At 36.6% G+C, this 19,547-nt stretch carries 21 protein-coding genes and 1 pseudogene; 8 read left to right on the top strand and 14 right to left on the bottom strand.

Annotation, left to right across the window (positions count from 1 at the left end):
• Positions 1-110: 110 nt before the first annotated feature.
• From COJ96_RS17960 to COJ96_RS17935, 6 genes and pseudogenes are all read right to left on the bottom strand, one after another.
• Positions 111-1,136 carry an NAD(P)-dependent alcohol dehydrogenase gene (locus COJ96_RS17960; protein WP_098575181.1) on the bottom strand — a complete coding sequence of 342 codons (1,026 nt, stop codon included), beginning with the start codon at positions 1,134-1,136 and terminating at the stop codon, positions 111-113.
• Positions 1,137-1,159: 23 nt separating this feature from the next.
• Complete coding sequence (locus COJ96_RS17955) at positions 1,160-1,846, bottom strand: iron-sulfur cluster assembly protein (protein ID WP_257148553.1); 687 nt, start codon at positions 1,844-1,846, stop codon at positions 1,160-1,162.
• Positions 1,847-1,877: 31 nt separating this feature from the next.
• On the bottom strand, positions 1,878-2,894 hold the full coding sequence (locus COJ96_RS17950) for an amidohydrolase family protein (protein WP_098575180.1): 1,017 nt from the start codon (positions 2,892-2,894) through the stop codon (positions 1,878-1,880).
• 57 nt (positions 2,895-2,951) lie between these two features.
• Positions 2,952-3,500: a DJ-1/PfpI family protein gene (locus COJ96_RS17945; protein WP_098575179.1), complete on the bottom strand. Its 549-nt coding sequence runs from the start codon at positions 3,498-3,500 to the stop codon at positions 2,952-2,954.
• A gap of 611 nt (positions 3,501-4,111) precedes the next feature.
• A pseudogene (locus COJ96_RS29290) lies at positions 4,112-4,234 on the bottom strand (LLM class flavin-dependent oxidoreductase); the annotation flags it as partial.
• Between the two features lie 22 nt (positions 4,235-4,256).
• On the bottom strand, positions 4,257-4,538 hold the full coding sequence (locus COJ96_RS17935) for a DUF3219 family protein (protein ID WP_098575178.1): 282 nt from the start codon (positions 4,536-4,538) through the stop codon (positions 4,257-4,259).
• 423 nt (positions 4,539-4,961) lie between these two features.
• Between COJ96_RS17935 and COJ96_RS28770 the strand changes: the two genes are divergently transcribed.
• The 4 genes from COJ96_RS28770 (at position 4,962) to COJ96_RS17920 (ending at position 7,594) form a co-directional block, all read left to right on the top strand.
• Positions 4,962-5,120, top strand: a complete 159-nt coding sequence (locus tag COJ96_RS28770) for a hypothetical protein (RefSeq protein ID WP_180230166.1) — start codon at positions 4,962-4,964, stop codon at positions 5,118-5,120.
• Positions 5,121-5,569: 449 nt separating this feature from the next.
• Positions 5,570-6,202 (top strand): 3-hexulose-6-phosphate synthase, encoded by a 633-nt coding sequence (hxlA, locus tag COJ96_RS17930; RefSeq protein ID WP_098575177.1) that lies wholly within the window; start codon positions 5,570-5,572, stop codon positions 6,200-6,202.
• A gap of 8 nt (positions 6,203-6,210) precedes the next feature.
• On the top strand, positions 6,211-6,768 hold the full coding sequence (gene hxlB, locus COJ96_RS17925; protein WP_098575176.1) for a 6-phospho-3-hexuloisomerase: 558 nt from the start codon (positions 6,211-6,213) through the stop codon (positions 6,766-6,768).
• A 106-nt stretch (positions 6,769-6,874) separates the two neighbouring features.
• Positions 6,875-7,594, top strand: a complete 720-nt coding sequence (locus COJ96_RS17920; protein WP_098575175.1) for a 3-ketoacyl-ACP reductase — start codon at positions 6,875-6,877, stop codon at positions 7,592-7,594.
• Positions 7,595-7,850: 256 nt separating this feature from the next.
• Here COJ96_RS17920 and COJ96_RS17915 read toward each other — a convergent pair whose 3' ends face one another.
• The 5 genes from COJ96_RS17915 to phaQ all read right to left on the bottom strand — a co-directional run bounded on the left by COJ96_RS17915 (position 7,851) and on the right by phaQ (position 10,783).
• Entirely contained in the window at positions 7,851-8,771 is a 921-nt protein-coding gene (locus COJ96_RS17915) for a patatin-like phospholipase family protein (protein WP_098575174.1), read from the bottom strand.
• Between the two features lie 276 nt (positions 8,772-9,047).
• Positions 9,048-9,224 (bottom strand): hypothetical protein, encoded by a 177-nt coding sequence (locus COJ96_RS28765; RefSeq protein WP_180230169.1) that lies wholly within the window; start codon positions 9,222-9,224, stop codon positions 9,048-9,050.
• Between the two features lie 105 nt (positions 9,225-9,329).
• Positions 9,330-9,506, bottom strand: coding sequence for a sporulation histidine kinase inhibitor Sda (gene sda, locus COJ96_RS17910; RefSeq protein WP_098575173.1), 177 nt, complete (start codon positions 9,504-9,506; stop codon positions 9,330-9,332).
• Between the two features lie 196 nt (positions 9,507-9,702).
• On the bottom strand, positions 9,703-10,362 hold the full coding sequence (locus tag COJ96_RS17905) for a hypothetical protein (protein ID WP_098575172.1): 660 nt from the start codon (positions 10,360-10,362) through the stop codon (positions 9,703-9,705).
• A complete protein-coding gene (phaQ, locus tag COJ96_RS17900) occupies positions 10,343-10,783 on the bottom strand; it encodes a poly-beta-hydroxybutyrate-responsive repressor (RefSeq protein WP_098575171.1) in 441 nt (146 codons plus the stop codon). The genes COJ96_RS17905 and phaQ overlap by 20 nt, the downstream gene beginning before the upstream one ends.
• Before the next feature lie 478 nt (positions 10,784-11,261).
• Here phaQ and COJ96_RS17895 point away from each other — a divergent pair, with 478 nt between their 5' ends.
• Complete coding sequence (locus COJ96_RS17895) at positions 11,262-11,831, top strand: biotin transporter BioY (RefSeq protein ID WP_098575170.1); 570 nt, start codon at positions 11,262-11,264, stop codon at positions 11,829-11,831.
• A gap of 74 nt (positions 11,832-11,905) precedes the next feature.
• On the opposite strand, the gene thrC is transcribed toward COJ96_RS17895, so the two are convergent.
• On the bottom strand, positions 11,906-13,309 hold the full coding sequence (gene thrC / locus COJ96_RS17890; RefSeq protein ID WP_098575169.1) for a threonine synthase: 1,404 nt from the start codon (positions 13,307-13,309) through the stop codon (positions 11,906-11,908).
• Between the two features lie 331 nt (positions 13,310-13,640).
• On the opposite strand from thrC, the gene COJ96_RS17885 reads away from it, so the two are divergent.
• Positions 13,641-14,342: a hypothetical protein gene (locus COJ96_RS17885; protein WP_098575168.1), complete on the top strand. Its 702-nt coding sequence runs from the start codon at positions 13,641-13,643 to the stop codon at positions 14,340-14,342.
• Positions 14,343-14,532: 190 nt separating this feature from the next.
• On the opposite strand, the gene COJ96_RS17880 is transcribed toward COJ96_RS17885, so the two are convergent.
• Positions 14,533-15,159 (bottom strand): DNA-3-methyladenine glycosylase, encoded by a 627-nt coding sequence (locus COJ96_RS17880; protein ID WP_098575167.1) that lies wholly within the window; start codon positions 15,157-15,159, stop codon positions 14,533-14,535.
• 250 nt (positions 15,160-15,409) lie between these two features.
• Here COJ96_RS17880 and COJ96_RS17875 point away from each other — a divergent pair, with 250 nt between their 5' ends.
• A complete protein-coding gene (locus tag COJ96_RS17875; RefSeq protein WP_098575166.1) occupies positions 15,410-16,843 on the top strand; it encodes a DHA2 family efflux MFS transporter permease subunit in 1,434 nt (477 codons plus the stop codon).
• A 257-nt stretch (positions 16,844-17,100) separates the two neighbouring features.
• On the opposite strand, the gene gdhA is transcribed toward COJ96_RS17875, so the two are convergent.
• On the bottom strand, positions 17,101-18,483 hold the full coding sequence (gdhA, locus tag COJ96_RS17870; protein WP_098575165.1) for an NADP-specific glutamate dehydrogenase: 1,383 nt from the start codon (positions 18,481-18,483) through the stop codon (positions 17,101-17,103).
• Positions 18,484-18,629: 146 nt separating this feature from the next.
• Here gdhA and gltC point away from each other — a divergent pair, with 146 nt between their 5' ends.
• Entirely contained in the window at positions 18,630-19,541 is a 912-nt protein-coding gene (gene gltC, locus COJ96_RS17865; RefSeq protein WP_098575164.1) for a glutamate biosynthesis transcriptional regulator GltC, read from the top strand.
• Positions 19,542-19,547: the final 6 nt, after the last annotated feature.

Below are 19,547 nucleotides of genomic sequence, written 5' to 3'. Positions count from 1 at the left end.
TTATTTTTTAGAACTTGACATAATCCTGCAGACTTTTCGGTGAATAACTACCTTTTTAGAATTAAGGACAGACGTAATTTCTAGCGTCTGTCCTCAAGAAATGTTCAGTTTTATGGTACTAAGATAGCTCGGCCATTTATTTTACCTTCATGGAGTAATTGTAGAACTTCGTTCACTTGATCAAAAGGAAACTTAGTAGAGTGAAGTTTTACTTTACCTCGACCAAACAGTACCATAAGTTCGTACAATTCGTTATAGTTACCAACTAAGCTACCAACAATGCTATATTCATTATTTATAATATTTAAAGATGGGACGTTTACAGTTCCACCATAACCAACCACAAAATAATGCCCACCCTTTCGAAGCATCTTCATACTATCAGCATGGGTTTGGTCCGATCCCACAAAGTCTATAATGATATCGGGTCCTTTGTCTTCTGTTAATATTTTTATGTTTGGAATCATGTTATGGTCTGCTTTTACTGCGTTGGATGCTCCTAATTCCAACGTCGCATTTAAACGTGCTTCATCTCTATCAACAGTGATAATGTCAGCGTTTCCAAGTTCGCGCATGATTTGTACACCAATATGTCCAAGTCCGCCCATCCCGATCATCACAACTTTAGTTCCAGGCATAGCTAATGGTGCTGCTTTACGAACCGCACGATAAGCTGTAATGCCTGCATCTGCGAATGGAGCTACATCCGCAGGATCCACAATATCAGGTAATTTAATTAGTGCACGTTCAGAAGTTTTTAGGTATTCTGCATATCCTCCATCAACGGTAAGTCCGGAAAATTTTAATTTTTCACAATGCATATCTTCTCCAGCTCTACAACTCAAACATTTTCCACAACTAGATACAGGATGAAGAATTACTGGATCTCCAACTTTAAAATCAGTAACAGCGGAACCCACTTCATGAACCCATCCAGCATTTTCATGTCCAATAATATGAGGCAATTCAGTTTCTAAGGTTTCAGCCCATACGCCTTCTATTAAATGTAAATCGGTATGACAAACCCCAGCGCCAGCAACTTTAATAATGACATCCGTCGGGTCGGTTATCACTGGATTGGGGACCTCTTCAATAACTAATGGTTTGTTATATTCATATAATCGTGCTGCTTTCATTCATTTCCATCTCCTTTTTCTGATTATTTTGTTTGATAACGTGTATCCAGTAGGCCACGACAATAGATACCATTAAACTCCATTGACATACGTGTTCTTCTAGCTTCTAATAGATAGTCTTTAAGTTCTAACGGTTCGATTCTTTCTCCTGTATGCTTTTTAAAAGCTAAATCATTAGGATGACTACTTAATCCTAAATCTTTATTAAGGGTTAAATAACGATTTAAAACTGCTCTATCTTGAATAGCAGAATGGGATTCTAGTTCATTTATAGTAAGGCTTAATAATTCCTTATCCATTCCAAAGTTAATCAAGTCACGAAGTAGCTTCTCTTGTCTTGCAATATACGATTTGATTTGGAACTTTTTCCGCACTTCATTTAAATCTCCTGATGCCATATCACTAAAAACTTCACTGAATGATTTTCCTTCAGCCACTCCTTTATTTATTGCCTCTGAAGCAGAATGATCTTTAAGATTAAAATTGAAGTTTTTTACCCAGGGAATTTCCATTACTCGATCCCTGATGTCTTCGGCCATTATAAAAGCGAAATTTGGAGAACACCAATAAGTGGGAAGACGCATTGAAACACTGACATTATCTCCTTCAATATTCACTTCATCTATGAAATTCATCTCTACAACAGACTTGTCAAGCTCAGGGTCGTATACTAAATTAAGTTTCTCCATAACTATTTCGTGATGTCGCAATTGGAATTCTCCTTTCCTAAACTGATTTCTATTATAGAACAGCTAATTTTTCCTTACGTAATAGTGCTTTCTGTGTTTCAATATCAATGTTATAGAGGGCAGCCGCGTTTTGGCCTAAAATTTTCTTCTTTACATTTAGATCCAACTTAGCTCCTGTCTCTTGAGCAATATCATCAGGTAATTCAAAGGCCATAAATTTCTCAATTAGCCAACCTGGTTCCCAAATCGCATAATCACTACCAAATAGAATTCTGTCTTCACCTACCCAGTAAAGTAACTCACTTATGATTTCTGCAAAATATCGAGGTCTATCGTGAATGAACGGCATAACCACAGCCAATCCGGCATACACATTTTTTTCCTGAGTAGCGATCCAACAAAAATCTTCTAATCTAGGAAGGCCGCAATGCTCTACTATAAAATTTAATTCAGGATAACAACTAGCTGCATCGTCTACGTCAGCAACATCAAAAGCATCTCTATTTAAAGGAGTAACTGTTGGTCCTTTATGAACATGAATATTTTTAATTCCTAGTTCGATACATTTCTCAAGATATCTCTTAGTCCGAGGTTCTGATAATTTATAACCTTTTGATTGCCCATACCAGTCAGCGGTATAAAGTTTAATACCTTGCCAACCATACTTTTCTATATTTTCTTCTAATTTTTCTAGGCCAAGTTCACCGTGTCGAGGATCAAGCGTACCGTTACAGATAAAACGATTTTTATACTGTTTAGCTAAGCGGTCATTGGCTTCAAAATCTCCGAATCCATTTTTATAAAATTCATTAAGCCAAACGGGTTGAAAAATAGCCATGTCTGCGTAGCCTTTTACTAAAACATCATTAACTAAATCAACAGGATTCATTTTTCTAAACTTTTCATAAGGCCATAAAAGATCTTTAGGAGTATGATCTTTATGGTAGTCATAAAAACAACTAATAAATTCTTCACCATGTCGATTTAATTGGTTTTCTGGACTTCCATCCCATAGGGCTATATGTGCATCAATAACAAAAATTTCTTCTCCATTAGCAGTTTTAAACATTTCAATTCCTCCCGGTATTATTTTACGAAAATTAAATTCTAAGAAAATTCACTACAGTTATTTTAGTAGTTTTATAAATTCCTTTATAAATTCGGGATGATCAATCCATGCGCGTGATGTAACAAAGTTTCCATCTACAACCACTTTTTCATCAACAAACGTTGCTCCCGCAGCCTTTAAGTCTGGCTCTAAAGACCAAAATGCTGCACATCGTTTTCCTTTTAGATAGCCTAACGGAATAAGAGCAATTGCTGCATGACATTCGAAGGCTAATGGTTTATTAGACTCTACAAAATGTTTCACAATTTCATTAAAAGATTTATCATTTCGAATATATTCAGGAGCTCTTCCACCAGGAATGACAGCGCCTTCATATTCACTCGGATTAACTTCGCTAAAAGCGAGATTCGCTTCTACACGGTATCCAAGTTTTTCTGTAAAAGTATCAATTCCTGGTTCAAAATCATGAACAACAGTTTGAATGACCTTTTTTGTTGGTGCAGCAATATGAACCGTATATCCTTCCTCTTGTAACCGATGTAAGGGGTACATAACTTCTTGAGACTCTGCCATGTCCCCTGTAATAATTAAAATTTTCCTATCCAACTTAAAAACCTCCTTCCTGTTTCATTAACCTCATGTATATTACTTGCAATTAACGTGCCAATTTAAAATTGAAGATCTTTACTATTGAAATACCATAGATACCGACACTGTCACAGATAAAGATTTCAAAGGATCTTTCCATTTTTTTAGATAATTGAGACAACGAAATGCATTAAGGAACATCATTATTATGTTGTTTTTATAAATTTAATTTCGTGCATGTTTATAAAATAAAACTTTAAAAAGTATTAAATAATACTTTTTCCAAATTCGCAATATTCAACTTTTGTCTTAAAATGCTACATTAATTACTTTATTTTGCGACAAATTTTAGTTATTAATCTAGTGAAAATGGTTTAAATGCTAGATAAATATTTGCATAAAACTTGCTAATATAATTTACGAAAGAGTTTTAACTAAAACCTATGAAATCAACAAGACGAAATAACGCTTACTTAGAAATTCCTCAAATAATTAGAAATAATAAAAAAATGATGATTTAGGTATGGTTAGGTTACTGGTTCACTATCGGTCACTAGGGAGTATTTAGCCTTAACATCCATAGATCAGGACTAATTTGCGGTAACGGAGAAGCCTCTTCATTATCTATGTATCCAATAACGTGAATATCCTAATGTCTCCCCAATGCGTGCGAGATTCATTGATTCCTGTAATGCTTCTTTTGCCGTTTGATTAGTTGAGATAGGAGACTGATCTAAAATGCTTAATTTCATAAGATGAAAATCCCCTTTTCTATTATTCCGCTTCTTTCAATGTCAATTTATATTCACCAATTTGCCCTTTTTCGTATAGATTCGTAATTGATGTTGAATATTCTTGAATCGTTCCGCGGAACTCAAGATGTCTCTCGAGTACGATTACATCAAATCTTCCTTTGTATAATAACGTTACTATGTCATGGTAGTCGTCACTTGTAACATAAAAAGTTAACGATATCTGAGTTTTACCTTCTATCTTTTTTTCATCATATTGTGTGATTTTAATTTTAGTATCATTTAGTTGGATTTCTGTAACCATTTCATCATCGTCCCTTTCTAAAAGATAACATCTTCCTTATACATTTAACGTACTCTAACTTAGTTAGAAATGACGCCGTATGATATGATTTTTCTAGAATATCGTGACGAACGTAAACTTTCTACGTTCGTCACAACCATGTAAAAAGTTAATCAACCGGTAATACACCCGTTCGTAATATAAGGTTAGCCAGAATTTTCTGGTTGACCTTTTTGTTTATGGTCTTATTATTACGGTAGTCGGGGTAGAACTTCGCACCCGTGGAACTCGATTCCGTCAGCTAAACTGTTCACCCCCTACTTGTATAAACATGTTTCAGGCTGGTTGGGACCATGATCCCGTTTAACAAGCGAACCTATGACATTACAAGCAGCTATAGGGGATACCGACTAATATGTATTTCTAGGAGGAGGAGAAATCAATATGAATCCAGTGATTGGTCTGGATGTATCAAAAGGAGAAAGCCAAGTTCAAGCATTTTTAGATAAAGGTAAACCATATCGTAAGAGTTTTAGTATTAAACATGCCAATTTGGTGGATCTTTCCGTTTATACCAAAATACCCAGTAGAATACTAAGTTAGATTAAAGGTAAATGATGATATATTCCTATTAAGTACTCTTTTGCTTTAATAAGTGGTTTGTATTCTTCCTCCATCAAATAGTCGAGAATAAATCGATCGTTTTCTTTTTTTATATCCCTAAGAGTAAAGAAATAAGGTGAATCTTCTTGTAGATCTTTTAAATCTTCAATTCGTTCCGCCAACACTTTGTTTTAAAGTTAAATAGTAAGACTATATAAGCGGTTTGTCTCATAGTATACTTTTTAACACTATGTAAAATAAAAGTGCGTACTTTAATTGTTGTTATATACGTTGTATACTTGCAATTGTTCAGTGAAGGGACATGATATCCCTTATTGCTGGCAGGTACAGATAATGCACTATAAGGATAATATTACTGTAAAAGTATAATTACCCTTTGAGAACATTATCACTGTACAACAATAAAAAAATTATAGGAGTGAATATAGATGGAATTACAATTAGCATTAGATTTAGTCAATATCCCAGAAGCAATTCAGTTGGTAAAAGAAGTGGAGGAACATATTGATATCGTAGAAATCGGAACACCTGTTGTTATCAATGAAGGTCTCCATGCAGTAAAGGCAATAAAAGAAGCATTCCCTAATTTAAAAGTTTTAGCAGACCTAAAAATCATGGATGCAGCTGGTTATGAAGTAATGAAAGCTTCTGAAGCAGGTGCAGATATCGTCACAATTCTTGGTACTGCTGAAGATATGTCTATTAAAGGTGCTGCTGAAGAAGCGAAAAAACAAGGTAAAAAAATCCTTGTTGATATGATTGCTGTAAAAGATCTTGCTGGACGTGCAAAAGAAGTGGACGCTATGGGTGTTGATTATATTTGTGTGCACACTGGCTACGATCTACAAGCTGTTGGAAAGAACTCATTTGAAGATTTACAAACTATTAAAAGTGTTGTAAAAAATGCTAAAACTGCAATCGCAGGTGGTATTAAATTAGACACACTTCCAGAAGTCATCAAAGTACAACCAGACCTTGTCATTGTAGGTGGCGGGATAACTGGACAAGCTGATAAAAAAGCTGCTGCTGCCAAAATGCAACAAATGATTAATCAAGGGTAATTCAGATCATGAATACAACTCAATACCTAGCTGAAATCATAAAAGAGTTAAATCGCTCCGTAGATTTAATTTCGGATGATGAAGCTGAAAAATTAGTAAATGGGATTCTTGAATCAAAAAAAATCTTTGTTGCAGGCGCAGGTAGATCTGGATTTATGGCCAAATCATTCGCCATGCGAATGATGCACATGGGGATAGATGCCTATGTGATTGGAGAAACAGTAACCCCTAACTTTGAAAAAGATGACATCTTAATCATTGGATCAGGTTCAGGAGAAACAAAAGGTTTAGTTTCCATGGCTGAGAAAGCAAAAAGCATCGGTGGGACGATTGCAGCTGTAACCATTTTCCCTGAGTCCACTATTGGACAATTAGCGGATATCACAATTAAGTTGCCTGGCTCACCTAAAGATCAGTCGGAGAGTGATTTTAAGACGATTCAACCAATGGGCTCATTATTTGAGCAAACACTTTTACTATTTTACGACGCTGTGATTCTTCGGTTCATGGAGAAAAAAGGTTTGGATACCAATAAAATGTACGGTAGACACGCCAACTTAGAATAAATATATTATTCCTCGATGGAAAGACCTAAAGCTGTTTCCATGCAAAATTGCGGTCTTTCTGTTAGAATGAACTACTTCAATTTGTAATAATTTTAGGAGTGATAAAATGATTTCTTTAAATGGAAAAACTGCAATAGTTACTGGCGCAGGTAGAGGCATTGGACGTGCTACTGCTATCGCCTTAGCAAAAGAAGGCGTTCATTTAGGCCTAATCGGCTTAAATATGGCTAATCTAGAAAAGGTAGCTGCTGAACTAGCACAATTTGATGTAAAGGTTTCTGCAGCAACTGCAGATGTGACCGATCTTGAATCCGTTACCCATGCTGTTGAACATATCAAATCAGACTTAGGCCCAATTGATATCCTAATCAACAATGCTGGTGTTGCTAAATTTGGTGGGTTCCTTGATCTAACACCAGAAGAATGGGAAAAAATCATCCAAGTCAATTTAATGGGTGTGTATAATGTAACAAGAGCAGTATTACCAGGAATGATTGAAAGAAAATCAGGAGATATCATCAATATCTCTTCATCTGCTGGCCAAAAAGGTGCTCCAGTTACAAGTGCTTACAGTGCTTCTAAATTCGCTGTTTTAGGGCTAACAGAATCACTTATGCTAGAAGTAAGAAAACATAATGTCCGTGTTACTGCTTTAACACCAAGTACGGTCGTTACAGATTTAGCCATTGATACAAATCTTGTTAAAGGCAATGAAGAAAACGTGATGCACCCAGAAGACCTTGCAGAATTAGTCGTGGCTAGTTTAAAATTTAATCCAAGAGTATTCGTTAAAACAGCTGGATTATGGTCAACAAATCCATCATAAAACGAAGCAGATCCAGTGGGGTCTGCTTCTTTAGTTCGTACAAAATACTCTTATATGTATCTATGATACAAGGACATTACTTTCTATAAATCAACAATTAACTGGTTAACTTCATTCTGTGCTAAGCGTACAAGTATTTAATCGTATAAAGTAATAATTTGCCCATCCATGATTTTAATTAAAATATAATTTTTCCTATTAGTTCTTCCCTTTTATATTTATATCGCAAAACTTTTCATTTACATGGCCTTTTCAGCTATTTATTCTTTAATCTATTAAATCGATTAATTTTATATTGTTCAAAATCCCATTTCGATAAAAATTCTTTTGTAGAAAAATAGCCCGACCTATAGAGAAAATCGACTTCATCCCTATCCAAGTCAAAATCAGTAGCATTGATGTCACCTGTTGGAATTTGAATGGTCCGTTCAATTGCATCCTTGTTCAAATATCGTAAGTCATGGGCCTGAATCATTGTTTTAATTATGTTTTTAAAAAGGTGGAGGGGGGTTGGAATAACAGCATCTATGTTCACTTTATCTTTAACAAAACGAAAGCCGAACGTTGGAAACCGAGGATTGGCCGTATCAAATAACCATATTGGGAAGTTACTAAGTAAACCGCCATCTAAAATATAAGATTTTTTGCGGTCTTTTGATTTCCAGATAACAGGACGGTAAAAAAATGGCAACGATGCACTCATCATAACGGCGGATGAAATTTTTAAATCAGCAGGAGTCATCCCATAGCGGTCCAGATCATCTGGTAAAATAAGCATTTGCCCATTCGAAACATCAGAAGCAATTATTTTTAATTTATCTTTTGGAAGATCTGCAAACGTCTTAATCCCTTTATCTGTAAGAAGCGAATCCAGCCATGTTTCTAAATAATCATTTTTATAAATACCAAGATGAAACATTAGTTCTAATAAGGAGCCAAAAATAGGAATTCGATTCAAGTACGTCCTGCCTCGAAGCTTTGAAAAATCTAGTTTACTTAATTGATCTCTAATTTCATAGCTTTTATAACCGCTGGCCAAAAGTGCAGCGATGATAGCTCCAGCTGATGTTCCAGCCAATCTCTGCCATTCTACTTTTTCCTCTTCCATCGCATGAATCGCTCCAATAAAAGCAATTCCCCTAGCCCCACCACCTTCAAAAACAGCATCTGCCTTCAATATTTTTCCACCTCCCTATTTATTCATTCATTATATATCCTACCTATTTCACTATTTCATTGATAAGTAAGAATCAAACGAATTAATAACTCTATAATAGTATCTTTATAGTATACTGCCTGTGATTATACGTCGAAAGTCATATTTCCCATTTCTTTCTACCTCATCTTTTTTAAATAGTAAAATTAAACCTTCCATGGAATATACAAAAAAATGAGGATTAACATCCCTCATTTTTTTGTATATTTCATCGAATAGTTTTTGGTTGCTCAATTCCTATTCTTGATCTTGCAATCTGACATCTTCTGTTTTTGATTCTATTACATGAACAAGTTCTTCAATAATATCGTTTAGTCTCATAATGCTGGTATCTTTTCTTAAAATATTTGAAGTTTTATATATTAAAGTCTTTTCTTGGTCACTCATAAATAAAGTCTTTTCTTGGTCACTCATAAAAATGCCTCCACTTTTATTAGATATCAAAAAGTCAATTGAATCTTCTTACGGTGCAAGTAATCTATGACTGAAATACATTCCACATATCTACGAGAAAGGTTTCTAATCAGAATTAATATACTGATCTAAAATTTTTCTATAATCATTTTTAGGTGATGATTCATTAATAAATCGTGTATTTAACTCATTAGCCAATAGCAGAACAAAATCTTTGCAGAGATTTAACTTAATAGCAGAATCAAAGGCTTCTAGCAATTGTTCAGTGCTAAGGTTATGCATACTTGCTCACTCCACTTTACTCAATTACCTACATTCAAGTAATAATATGAAGATGGAATACTCAGTTGTAAAATCGTTATTATTAAAAAAAGCAGCTTGCCTTGAAGGTAAAGCTGCTTTTTTGTGCAATTTAGGTTATCTATTAACAAAGAAAGGCACATCTTTAATAAAATGTTGTTTCTTTTAGAAATGTATATTATTTACTTGGAGCTACTAGTCCACGTACGCTATCTTCCAATCTACGAGCAATATCTTCATGCGTTTCTCTAGCTTGTTTTAAATAGTTGTCTGTTACAGATTCCCAAGCATTCAGTGCTTCATTTGTAGATTCGATGAATGCCTCGCTGCTTTGTTCTAAACGCTGCTCTGTTTTTTCAATTAATTCAAATGCAGAGTTAATTGGAGTTAAATAAAGCTCCTCTAATTTACTAGCTGCCTCATTTACTTGACTTTTTAAAGATTCAGTCATTACTTCAGTAGATTCATTTCCGTTAATAACATTGTATTGGAATATCCCATTACGCAAATTGCTATTTATTGTTGTAGCTTGTTCAAAAAGACCCTTTAAAGTATTGCGGTACACTCCATTGAACTTGGTTGTTTCTTTTATAGCCTTTAAGTAAAGTTCTTGCTGTTGTTCTCTAAGTTCTCTTGTACGAGAAACTGCAGATTCAAATTGGCCCCAAAAAATATTAATAAATGAATCCGTAACATAGCTTGTTTCGTTCTGCTTCTCTACTTTTAGAACTTCCACTTTTGGTACTTCCACTTTTGAAACTTCCACTTTTTTAACCTCTCCTTTTTTAACTTCCTTTTTTAGGACTTCTTCTTTTTGATCAATCACCTTTTGGCTCATCTTCGTTCCTCCTCATTTGTTTCGTTAATTTCTCTATTTTATCCTCCATATGAAAAGGAGGAAGGTAGAGCTCGAGAAAACTCATGTACATGTTGAAGAATTTATCGAGCATGGATTGGTATTGCTCGAGTTGTATTGCATGGCCCTTTAAATAACCTTTTCCAGTATCAGTTATTGAATAACATCGTTTGGCAGGACCACTTCCATTTGTATGCCACTCTGATTGCACAAGATTGTCTTTCTCTAGTTGTCTCAATAAACGATACAAGTTTCCTTGGTCAAGAGTGTTAAAACCGAGAGCTTGAAGCTTTTGAATGAGTTCATAGCCATGAAGTGACACCCTACTAAGAAGCAATAATATAAATGGAAGGATAAATTGCTTAGATGGAGTAACATTTTTTTCATTATTGTTATTTGTCATGACTACACCTCAATAAAATTACTATAGGTGTATTTTACACATATGAGCTAGATTTCGTCAATAGCACAAAGACAAAAAATGTATAATATTTATACAATTTAATAATGAATAAATTTTATGACTATTAAAAACAGATCTGTAACAATTGCTTATGAATTAGGGGAATTGCTGTCTAACTCCCCTCTTCATTATTTCATATTTCCGTAAGTTATTATTAAAAATTATCTCATGAATTTGGAACAAATTGAATATATAGTTACAGTTACTAAAGCAGGATCATTATCAAAGGCAGCTAATCAATTAATGGATTTATCCTTTGAGCGCAATCTCATTATGTAATAGGTATTACACCCTACTCTTTAATTCTTACTTTTTTTCATCAGAAAAATAAGATTGACAAAACTTTGTTGAAAAACTTATACTTCAATTGTTAACCAATAAATAACTTGAGTTTACATTAAATGAATAGGGGGATATAATGCTTCGATCACACAATCAATTAAAAATGTGGATTTTGAGTGCTTTATTTGCTGCCATTATCGGCATCTTGGCTCAAGTTACAATCCCATTACCACTTGTTCCGATTACAGGACAAACACTTGCAGTTGGTTTAGCTGCGACAATTTTAGGATCTAGATACGGCACTCTTTCTGTTATTTTTTATGCCTTACTTGGGTCTATAGGCATTCCTGTTTTTAGTGGAATGTCAGGTGGATTCGGGGTGATAGTAGGTCCCACTGGGGGTTATATTATTGGCTTCATCCCAGCAGCATTTTTAACAGGCTATATTTTAGAAAAAACTAGCTTCTCTGTCATGAAAGGTATGATTGCAAATACAGTCGGTATGTTTGTCACTTTGGTTATCGGGACCATTTGGCTAAAACTTTCGGTTGATATGACTTGGACGGCTGCCTTTACTTCTGGGTTTTTACCATTTATTGTCGTTGGTTTAATTAAAGCATTTTTAGCATCATGGATTGGGATTACGGTCTATAAAAGACTTGTATCAGCAAAATTGTTATCTTCATCTAATCAAATAACTGGTTAAAATATTCGAATCAAGATAGAAAAAGGCACCTACCACAAGTAATAAGGGTAGGTGCCTTTTCTAATAAAAAGAGTTTATTTAGCTGAAAAATGAAAAAGCGTTTCTACTTGTCGAACTACTTCATCTTTATCCGCCTCAACCACTTTGAAATGCTGTGGTTTATTAAACAATTCACTTATTTGTTCAGGTAATGGCTGCTTAATATCACAACGTTCGATAGACTCATTAAATTTTGCAGGATGAGCGGTTGCAAGAGTGACACAAACCTCATTTGGTTGATTACACGTTTCGTATGCTGCGACCCCGCAAGCAGTGTGTGGGTCTAATAAATACCTTGTTTCATCATAGTACTTACTGATAGTTTGCAAGCATTCTTCCCCAACAACTCCATGCGCTGCAAAATCTTTTTTCACTTGATGGAGTAATTCCTCGTTAACGATGATTTTTCCGTCCGTCTTGAATTTCTCCATTAAGTCAGTCACATCTTTAGGATTTTCACCTAGCAAGTAGTACAGATAACGTTCAAAATTGCTTGCGACTTGGATATCCATAGAAGGACTATAGGTACTGCGGAATTCACCAGGCTGGTACACGCCATCACGGATAAAATCTTCTAAAATGTTATTCTCATTTGTTGCTACGATTAGTTTACCTACAGGAAGTCCCATTTTCTTGGCAAGATATCCAGCAAAAATATCTCCGAAATTACCGGTCGGCACACTGAAGTTAACACTCTTTATGTCATTCTCTTTTTTAATTTGGAAGTACGCATAGAAATAATAAACGGTCTGCGCTAAAATACGAACAAAGTTAATGGAATTAATGGCACGCAGGTGATATTTATTTTTCAGCTCGACATCTGCAAACAATTCCTTGATAATTCTTTGACCATCATCAAACGTTCCTTTTATAGCCAAATTCAATACACTTTGGTCATCAATAGTCGTCATTTGTAATTCTTGCACCTTACTTACTTTACCGTGGGGATGCAAAATACAAATGCGAATGCCTTCTTTTCCTCTTACACCTTCAATGGCTGATGCCCCCGTATCTCCCGAAGTTGCACCAAGAATATGAATCGTTTCACCCTTCTTCTTTGAAACATAGGAATATAGGTTTCCTAAGAATTGCAGAGCAATATCTTTAAAAGCAAAGGTTGGTCCATGGAAAAGTTCTAATACATACATATTATCCTTAAGCTTTTGTACCGGTGTTACCTCTGGGTGGCGGAAGCTAGCATAGCTTTTTTGGATCAATTCCTTTAACTCATTTTCTGGAATTTCACCGTCAACATAATAGGAAAAGATTTCGAAAGCTAATTCTTGATAAGTAAGTTTTGACATTGCCTTTAACTTTTCTGCAGGAAGTTGAGGGATTTTCTCTGGTACCAATAATCCCCCATCGTTTGCCAATCCCATTAAGACTGTATCAATAAAACCAATTTTATTTACGCTTCCGCGTGTACTAACAAAGTTCATAGTTATCCTCCATTGTTGATAATTTTTTAGATTAATATTGGTGCTGTTGTTTTTCTTCTAATATTCTTGGCACTTTAATATATAAAATTTATTGTAACATAATTGAGCGAATAGTCTATAAATTGTCGTTTTTGAAAGCGTTTTTATATTAATTACATGTTTCGATAGTAGATTTCCTCGCAATTACTCAACAAATAGGGGTACTCCTCATATTTCATAAGAAAGTGACGATAAAAACTCAATACACATATACAGGAATAAAAAGGATTATATGGAATATTACTCTTACAAGAAAAAAATCTTGTGACAAAAATTGAAAGGTTGTGAGTTAATGAGACTTTCTGATCTACAACCTAAGAAAAACTTCAGCTACATCTTCATTCAATTTCCTGGAATGAAAATGAATGTCCCTATGCTCTCGAGTGAGGAGAGAAAGGCGGTGAAAGAAGAGGTTGCTTTATGTCTCCAATTAAATAGCAATAAAAAGGTTCATCAACTCTATTTTGTCCGCACAGAAAGTATTAAACCCTTTGACTTTACCGATGAAGGAATTGGAGCAAAAGCATTTTATAGAGTTGTGAAGCTAAATGAAAACACCCAAAACTCAAACACGAATGAATACGTAGAATTTGCCACGATTATTACAGATGAAGTAAAAATTGTACAGAAGAAAACAGAAACAGGCTTCGACTTCGTCTTAATGTTAAATAAACGTGAAATCGGAATAGTTGCTTCGATGGAAGTAGAAGTTGCTAAAATAGAATATGAATCAGTGCTAACCACTAAAGAATCGAATGAGCTTGTTGCTACTAAAGATAATAGTAAAAAAAATAAACCTGTCCATGACAGGAGAGCAATCATGGAGATTTTCTTAGGAGGCAATGTCTTTCAGGATATTGGAGTTATGAAATCGATCCGAATACTTTTGGAGGGCGTTAAAAGAAAAGTGCGGGTCTTTTCTCCTGCGGCATTAGATTTTCTCGGTCCGGGTGATCAGAACCAAACCATTTTAAACATGAGGGGGTGTAAATGAGAGTCGTTACTTTAATAAAAACTTCATAATAGTAAAATCGAATCAAAAGGATTAAATGGATAATCCTTTTCGATAGAATACACTTTAGGAAAGGAATGAATATAGGCCTCAAGCCTGTTACTTAATAAGGAAAACTAATCGAATCCATTTATTATAGGGACTTAACCAATGAGTTAAGTCCTTTTACTTTTCAGACAATTACATACTCAGATTTTTGGTGCCTTGAAACATATGGATTATTCGTAACCCAAAAGCGCCATGGATAATCCCGCGCTTCACCAGATTTGTCAATTCCAATCCTTTTGCCGACGGATATACTTTCCGGACAAAAGCCTTTGGCGATATATAAAGGTGGAAGTGTAAGGGGATGGCTATAATCCTCCATGGTAATCCCCAAGGATTTTGTCAAATTGCCAGGGCCATTGGTCAATTTTATAAGCTCTTCCACACCTCTCCTAATTTTCATTAACTCGAGACCCGATTGAGGTTCAAGGGCCCGGATCAAAACTGCTTCTGGTTTTTCTATACCGCCGCTTACCACATTGAAAAGACAGTGTGTGTGCATTAAATAAGTATACGCAAGGCCCGAATGTTGGAACATGACTTCGGTTCTAGCCGTCCTTCTATTATTGTAACTGTGTGCAGCCCTATCCCCTGGACCTATATAAGCCTCTGTTTCAACTATGTATCCTGCTGCCATCCCCTCACTCGTTTCTTTTACAAGGAGGCATCCGAGCAATGCCTTTGCCAGTTCAAGGGTGGGCTGATCATAAAAATCCAAAGGTAATGGTACGATTTCTTTTGTGAATTCTCCCACGTTCTATGCCCTCCATTTAAATGATTTTCTTTCACGAAAATATTTGAATGTCTATAAAAAATTGTTTGTTTATTATTAACATTTAATCCTCTCGTTATATATTAACTTTATAGATGTTGATTTTTGTTTCATTTATCGCCAATTTCTTCATTTATTGACTAGGAGAATTTTGACCTGTATTGTATCAAATAACGGACCGATTCCAGGGGAACGTATATAGAAATTTTGCAGGAGAGAAGGGGTATGGTTAATGAAGCAATATAACACGCGGGCAATCATGGCGTCGCTGCTCATTTGCGGTTTTGTTGGTATGTTTAGTGAGACGGCACTTAACATTGCGATTAGTAATTTAATGGATGTGTTTCAAATTTCGGCCGCGACCGCACAGTGGTTGACGACGGGATTTTTGCTTACACTCGGCATTCTAATGCCGATGACTGGATTGCTGCTACAATGGTTTACAACTAGGCAATTGTTTATCGGGTCGCTCGTGAGCTCTATTGTCGGCACAGTGATTGCGGCGCTCGCGTTCAACTTTGAAATGCTAATGGTCGCTCGCATTCTACAGGCGGCAGGCATGGGTCTTTTGATTCCGCTCATGTTCAATACAATCCTCGTCGTGTATCCACCTGAGAAACGTGGAGCCGCGATGGGCTTCGTTGGACTTGTCATCATGTTCGCGCCGGCAACTGGCCCAACTGTTGCAGGTCTCCTAATCGAATATTTTACATGGCACTACATCTTCTGGCTCTCGCTTCCATTTTTGGTTATTGGGCTGTTGGTAGGGCTGAAATATTTGGAAAATGTCACCGATGTAACAAAGCCTCGGATTGACTTACTATCCGTGGTATTATCAACGATCGGTTTCGGAGGGGTTGTCTACGGTTTCAGCAAAGCAGGAGAAGGTTCCGAGGGTTGGACCAGCACAGTCGTGCTTGCTTCTATTGCTATCGGGTTAATCGCGCTCGCTTTGTTCACACTACGGCAGATGACTATGAGCGACCCGATGATGGACCTGCGCGTCTTCAAGTATCCAATGTACAATGTAGGATTACTTATGGTGCTCTCGTGTATGATGATCATTTTGTCGAGCATGATTATTCTGCCAATGTTTCTTCAAAATGGTATGAAACTGTCAGCATTTACTGCTGGGCTCATGCTGTTGCCGGGCAGCGCACTAAACGGCATCTTATCACCACGTATGGGACGTTTATTCGATAAGTATGGACCGAAGTGGCTGGTTATTCCCGGACTTGTTGTCGTTGCGGTAACGTTATGGTTTTTCTCCAGCATATCCACCACATCATCGGTCGCTTTTATCGTCGTCCTTCATATCGGATTAATGATCGGCATTTCCATGGTGTGGATGCCTGCACAGACCAACGGCCTGAACCAGCTGCCACCTGCCTTATACCCACACGGAACGGCTGTCATGAACACGTTGCAGCAGGTCGCGGGTGCGATTGGTACTGCAATCGCAATCATCATCCTCACATCTGGAATGGAGAAGTATTTGCATGACTCCTCTGCACCAACTCAGCAGACAGAGGTGGCTAACGCTATGACGGCGGGCTCACAGCATGTGTTCTTGTTTGCAATGATCGTGACGCTGGTCGGTCTCGTTTTGGCCTTCTTCATCCGCCGCGTTGTCGTCAACCATTCAGCAATGAATCCAATGCATTAATGACTATTTCTAATTTTGTCTGAGGACTTCCTACACAGGTTGTCCTCTTTTTCTAGGCCAAAAAAGGCTCGTTTGCATTTCCATTTAAAAATAACCCCCTGTCCTCTCACATTTTACCAGATAGCCAGCAGGAAAAATTACTCGTTCTGGGTAGGTCAATTGGTGGTATTTTTTTAAATATAGCTTCTCACAAAATAACAAAAAGCCACCAATTGGTGACTTTTTGTTATTTAATAGTGTTGATCTAATCCTATATCTTATATTACTCCCTGTGCGATCATCGCATCTGCTACTTTTACAAATCCAGCGATATTGGCACCGACAACTAGATTCCCGGGTGCTTCATAATCTACTGATGCTTTCATACTCTTAGAATATATATCTTTCATAATTCCTTGTAATTTTAAGTCCACTTCTTCTTGTGTCCATGTAAGCCTTGCACTATTTTGCGCCATTTCTAACGCAGAGACTGCAACTCCACCTGCATTTGCTGCTTTGGCAGGAGCAAATAAAACATGATGTTCGATAAACGTCTCGATTGCCTCCAGAGTTGAAGGCATATTTGCACCTTCGCCCACTGCCTTAACACCATTCGAAACTAAAATGTCTGCCGCTTCCTTATTTAACTCATTTTGCGTTGCACAAGGTAATGCAATATCACAAGGGATGGACCAGATGCCTGAACACCCTTCTTGATAGATTGCATCTGGATGTTCTTTAACATATTCAAAAATTCTTTTATTCTCTATTTCTTTTAATCGTTTGACCGTATCTAGATTAATACCGTTTGGATCATAAACGTAACCGCTTGAATCACTGCATGCTACTACTTTTGCTCCAAATTCCAATGCTTTTTCGATTGCATAAATAGAGACGTTTCCAGAACCCGATACTACCACTGTACTTCCTTCGAAGCTTAATCCATTATCCTTGAGCATTTCTTCAACAAAATATACTAATCCATATCCTGTTGCCTCTTTCCGGCCTAAGCTCCCGCCATAACCAATGCCTTTCCCAGTTAGAACCCCTGCTTCATATGCACCTTTTAGTCTTTTATATTGTCCGAACATATACCCGATTTCTCTAGCTCCTACTCCAATATCACCAGCAGGAACATCCACATCCGGCCCGATATGTCTGCTAAGCTCCGTCATAAAACTCTGACAGAATCGCATAATTTCAAAATCGGATTTCCCTTTCGGGTCAAAGTCAGAACCGCCTTTTCCACCGCCGATTGGCTGACCTGTTAATGAGTTTTTGAAGATTTGCTCAAACCCGAGAAATTTTATGATGCTTGCATTAACAGATGGATGAAAACGTAGTCCCCCCTTATAAGGTCCAATCGAGCTGCTAAACTGAACACGATACCCGCGATTCACTTGTACATTCCCTCGATCATCTACCCATGGGACACGAAAGCTAATTAAGCGCTCAGGTTCCATCATTCTTTCGAGGACAGCTTGCTTAATATATATTGGATTTTTCACAAGGACAGGTACTAAAGAATCAAGTACTTCTTTAACAGCCTGCTGGAATTCCCCTTCATTTGGATTACGCATTTGAACCGTTTTAAATAAACGATTTACGTATTCTTTAACGATTTGCAATTGATTCTCTTCTACTCTGTCCAGCATTTTCATATCGGTCAGCCCCTAATGTATTATAAAGTTAAGAAAATTCCCTTTTCTTACGTGTGTTTTCATTTTATAATTTTATAATTAATAGTTTCAATCTTAATTTTCGATGAAATTAATGCGTTTTACGCATTAAATGGAGTGATATAAAAATGGAAATAAGGCAAATTCAATATTTCTTGGAAGTGGCAAAAAGAGAACATGTGACTGAGGCTGCAGTTGCCTTGCATGTTGCTCAATCTTCGGTCAGCAGACAAATCTTCAATTTAGAAGAAGAATTAGGTGTAAAACTTTTTATACGTGAGGGAAGAAGTGTAAAGTTAACCCCTTTAGGCAGAATTTTTTATGAACGAATGAAACAAGTGTGGTATTTAATGGAGGACGCAAAGCGAGAAGTAGAAGAAAATTTAAACCCTGAAAAAGGAACCGTTCGAATTGCATTCCCGATTAGCATGGCGGCCCATACATTGCCTTCTATCATTTACGCATTCCGTATTCGGTACCCAGAAGCGAAATTTCAAATGAGTAATGCCCTTTATTATGATTTAATCGATGGTGTGATAAACGGTGAATTTAATTTGGCCATGATTGCCCCCATGCCCAATCAGGAAAAAGAGAAAAAAATCAAAGGAGCTACGTTATTTACAGAAAATATCGTTGCCCTCCTCCCGCTCCATCATCCATTATCTGATCGGAAAACAATTCGGCTGCGGGATTTAAGGAATGACCCATTTTGTGTCCTTCCTGAAGGGTTTGTATTTCGCGAACAGGTGGTTCAAGCATGCAATGATTCAGGTTTTTCACCACAAATCGACTTTGAAGGAAAAGATATTGATGCATTAAAAGGCTTAGTCTCTGCAGGCTTAGGTGTAGCATTGATGCCTGAGATGACATTGGTAGATAACACCCCGCGTTCTACCGTGGTGCTTCCAATTTCCGATGCGAATCTCACTCGAACAGTCGGTGTCATCTATCCGACCCAACGTAAACTGCTCCCAACCGAAGCATTATTTTATGATTTTCTGCTTGAAACTTATGAAAGATTAAATGAGTTTCGGAATTAATATGTT

Source organism: Bacillus sp. AFS073361, assembly GCF_002567005.1.
In the GTDB taxonomy this organism is placed as follows: domain Bacteria; phylum Bacillota; class Bacilli; order Bacillales; family Cytobacillaceae; genus Neobacillus.
This window is presented reverse-complemented; position numbering and strand designations above follow the sequence as displayed.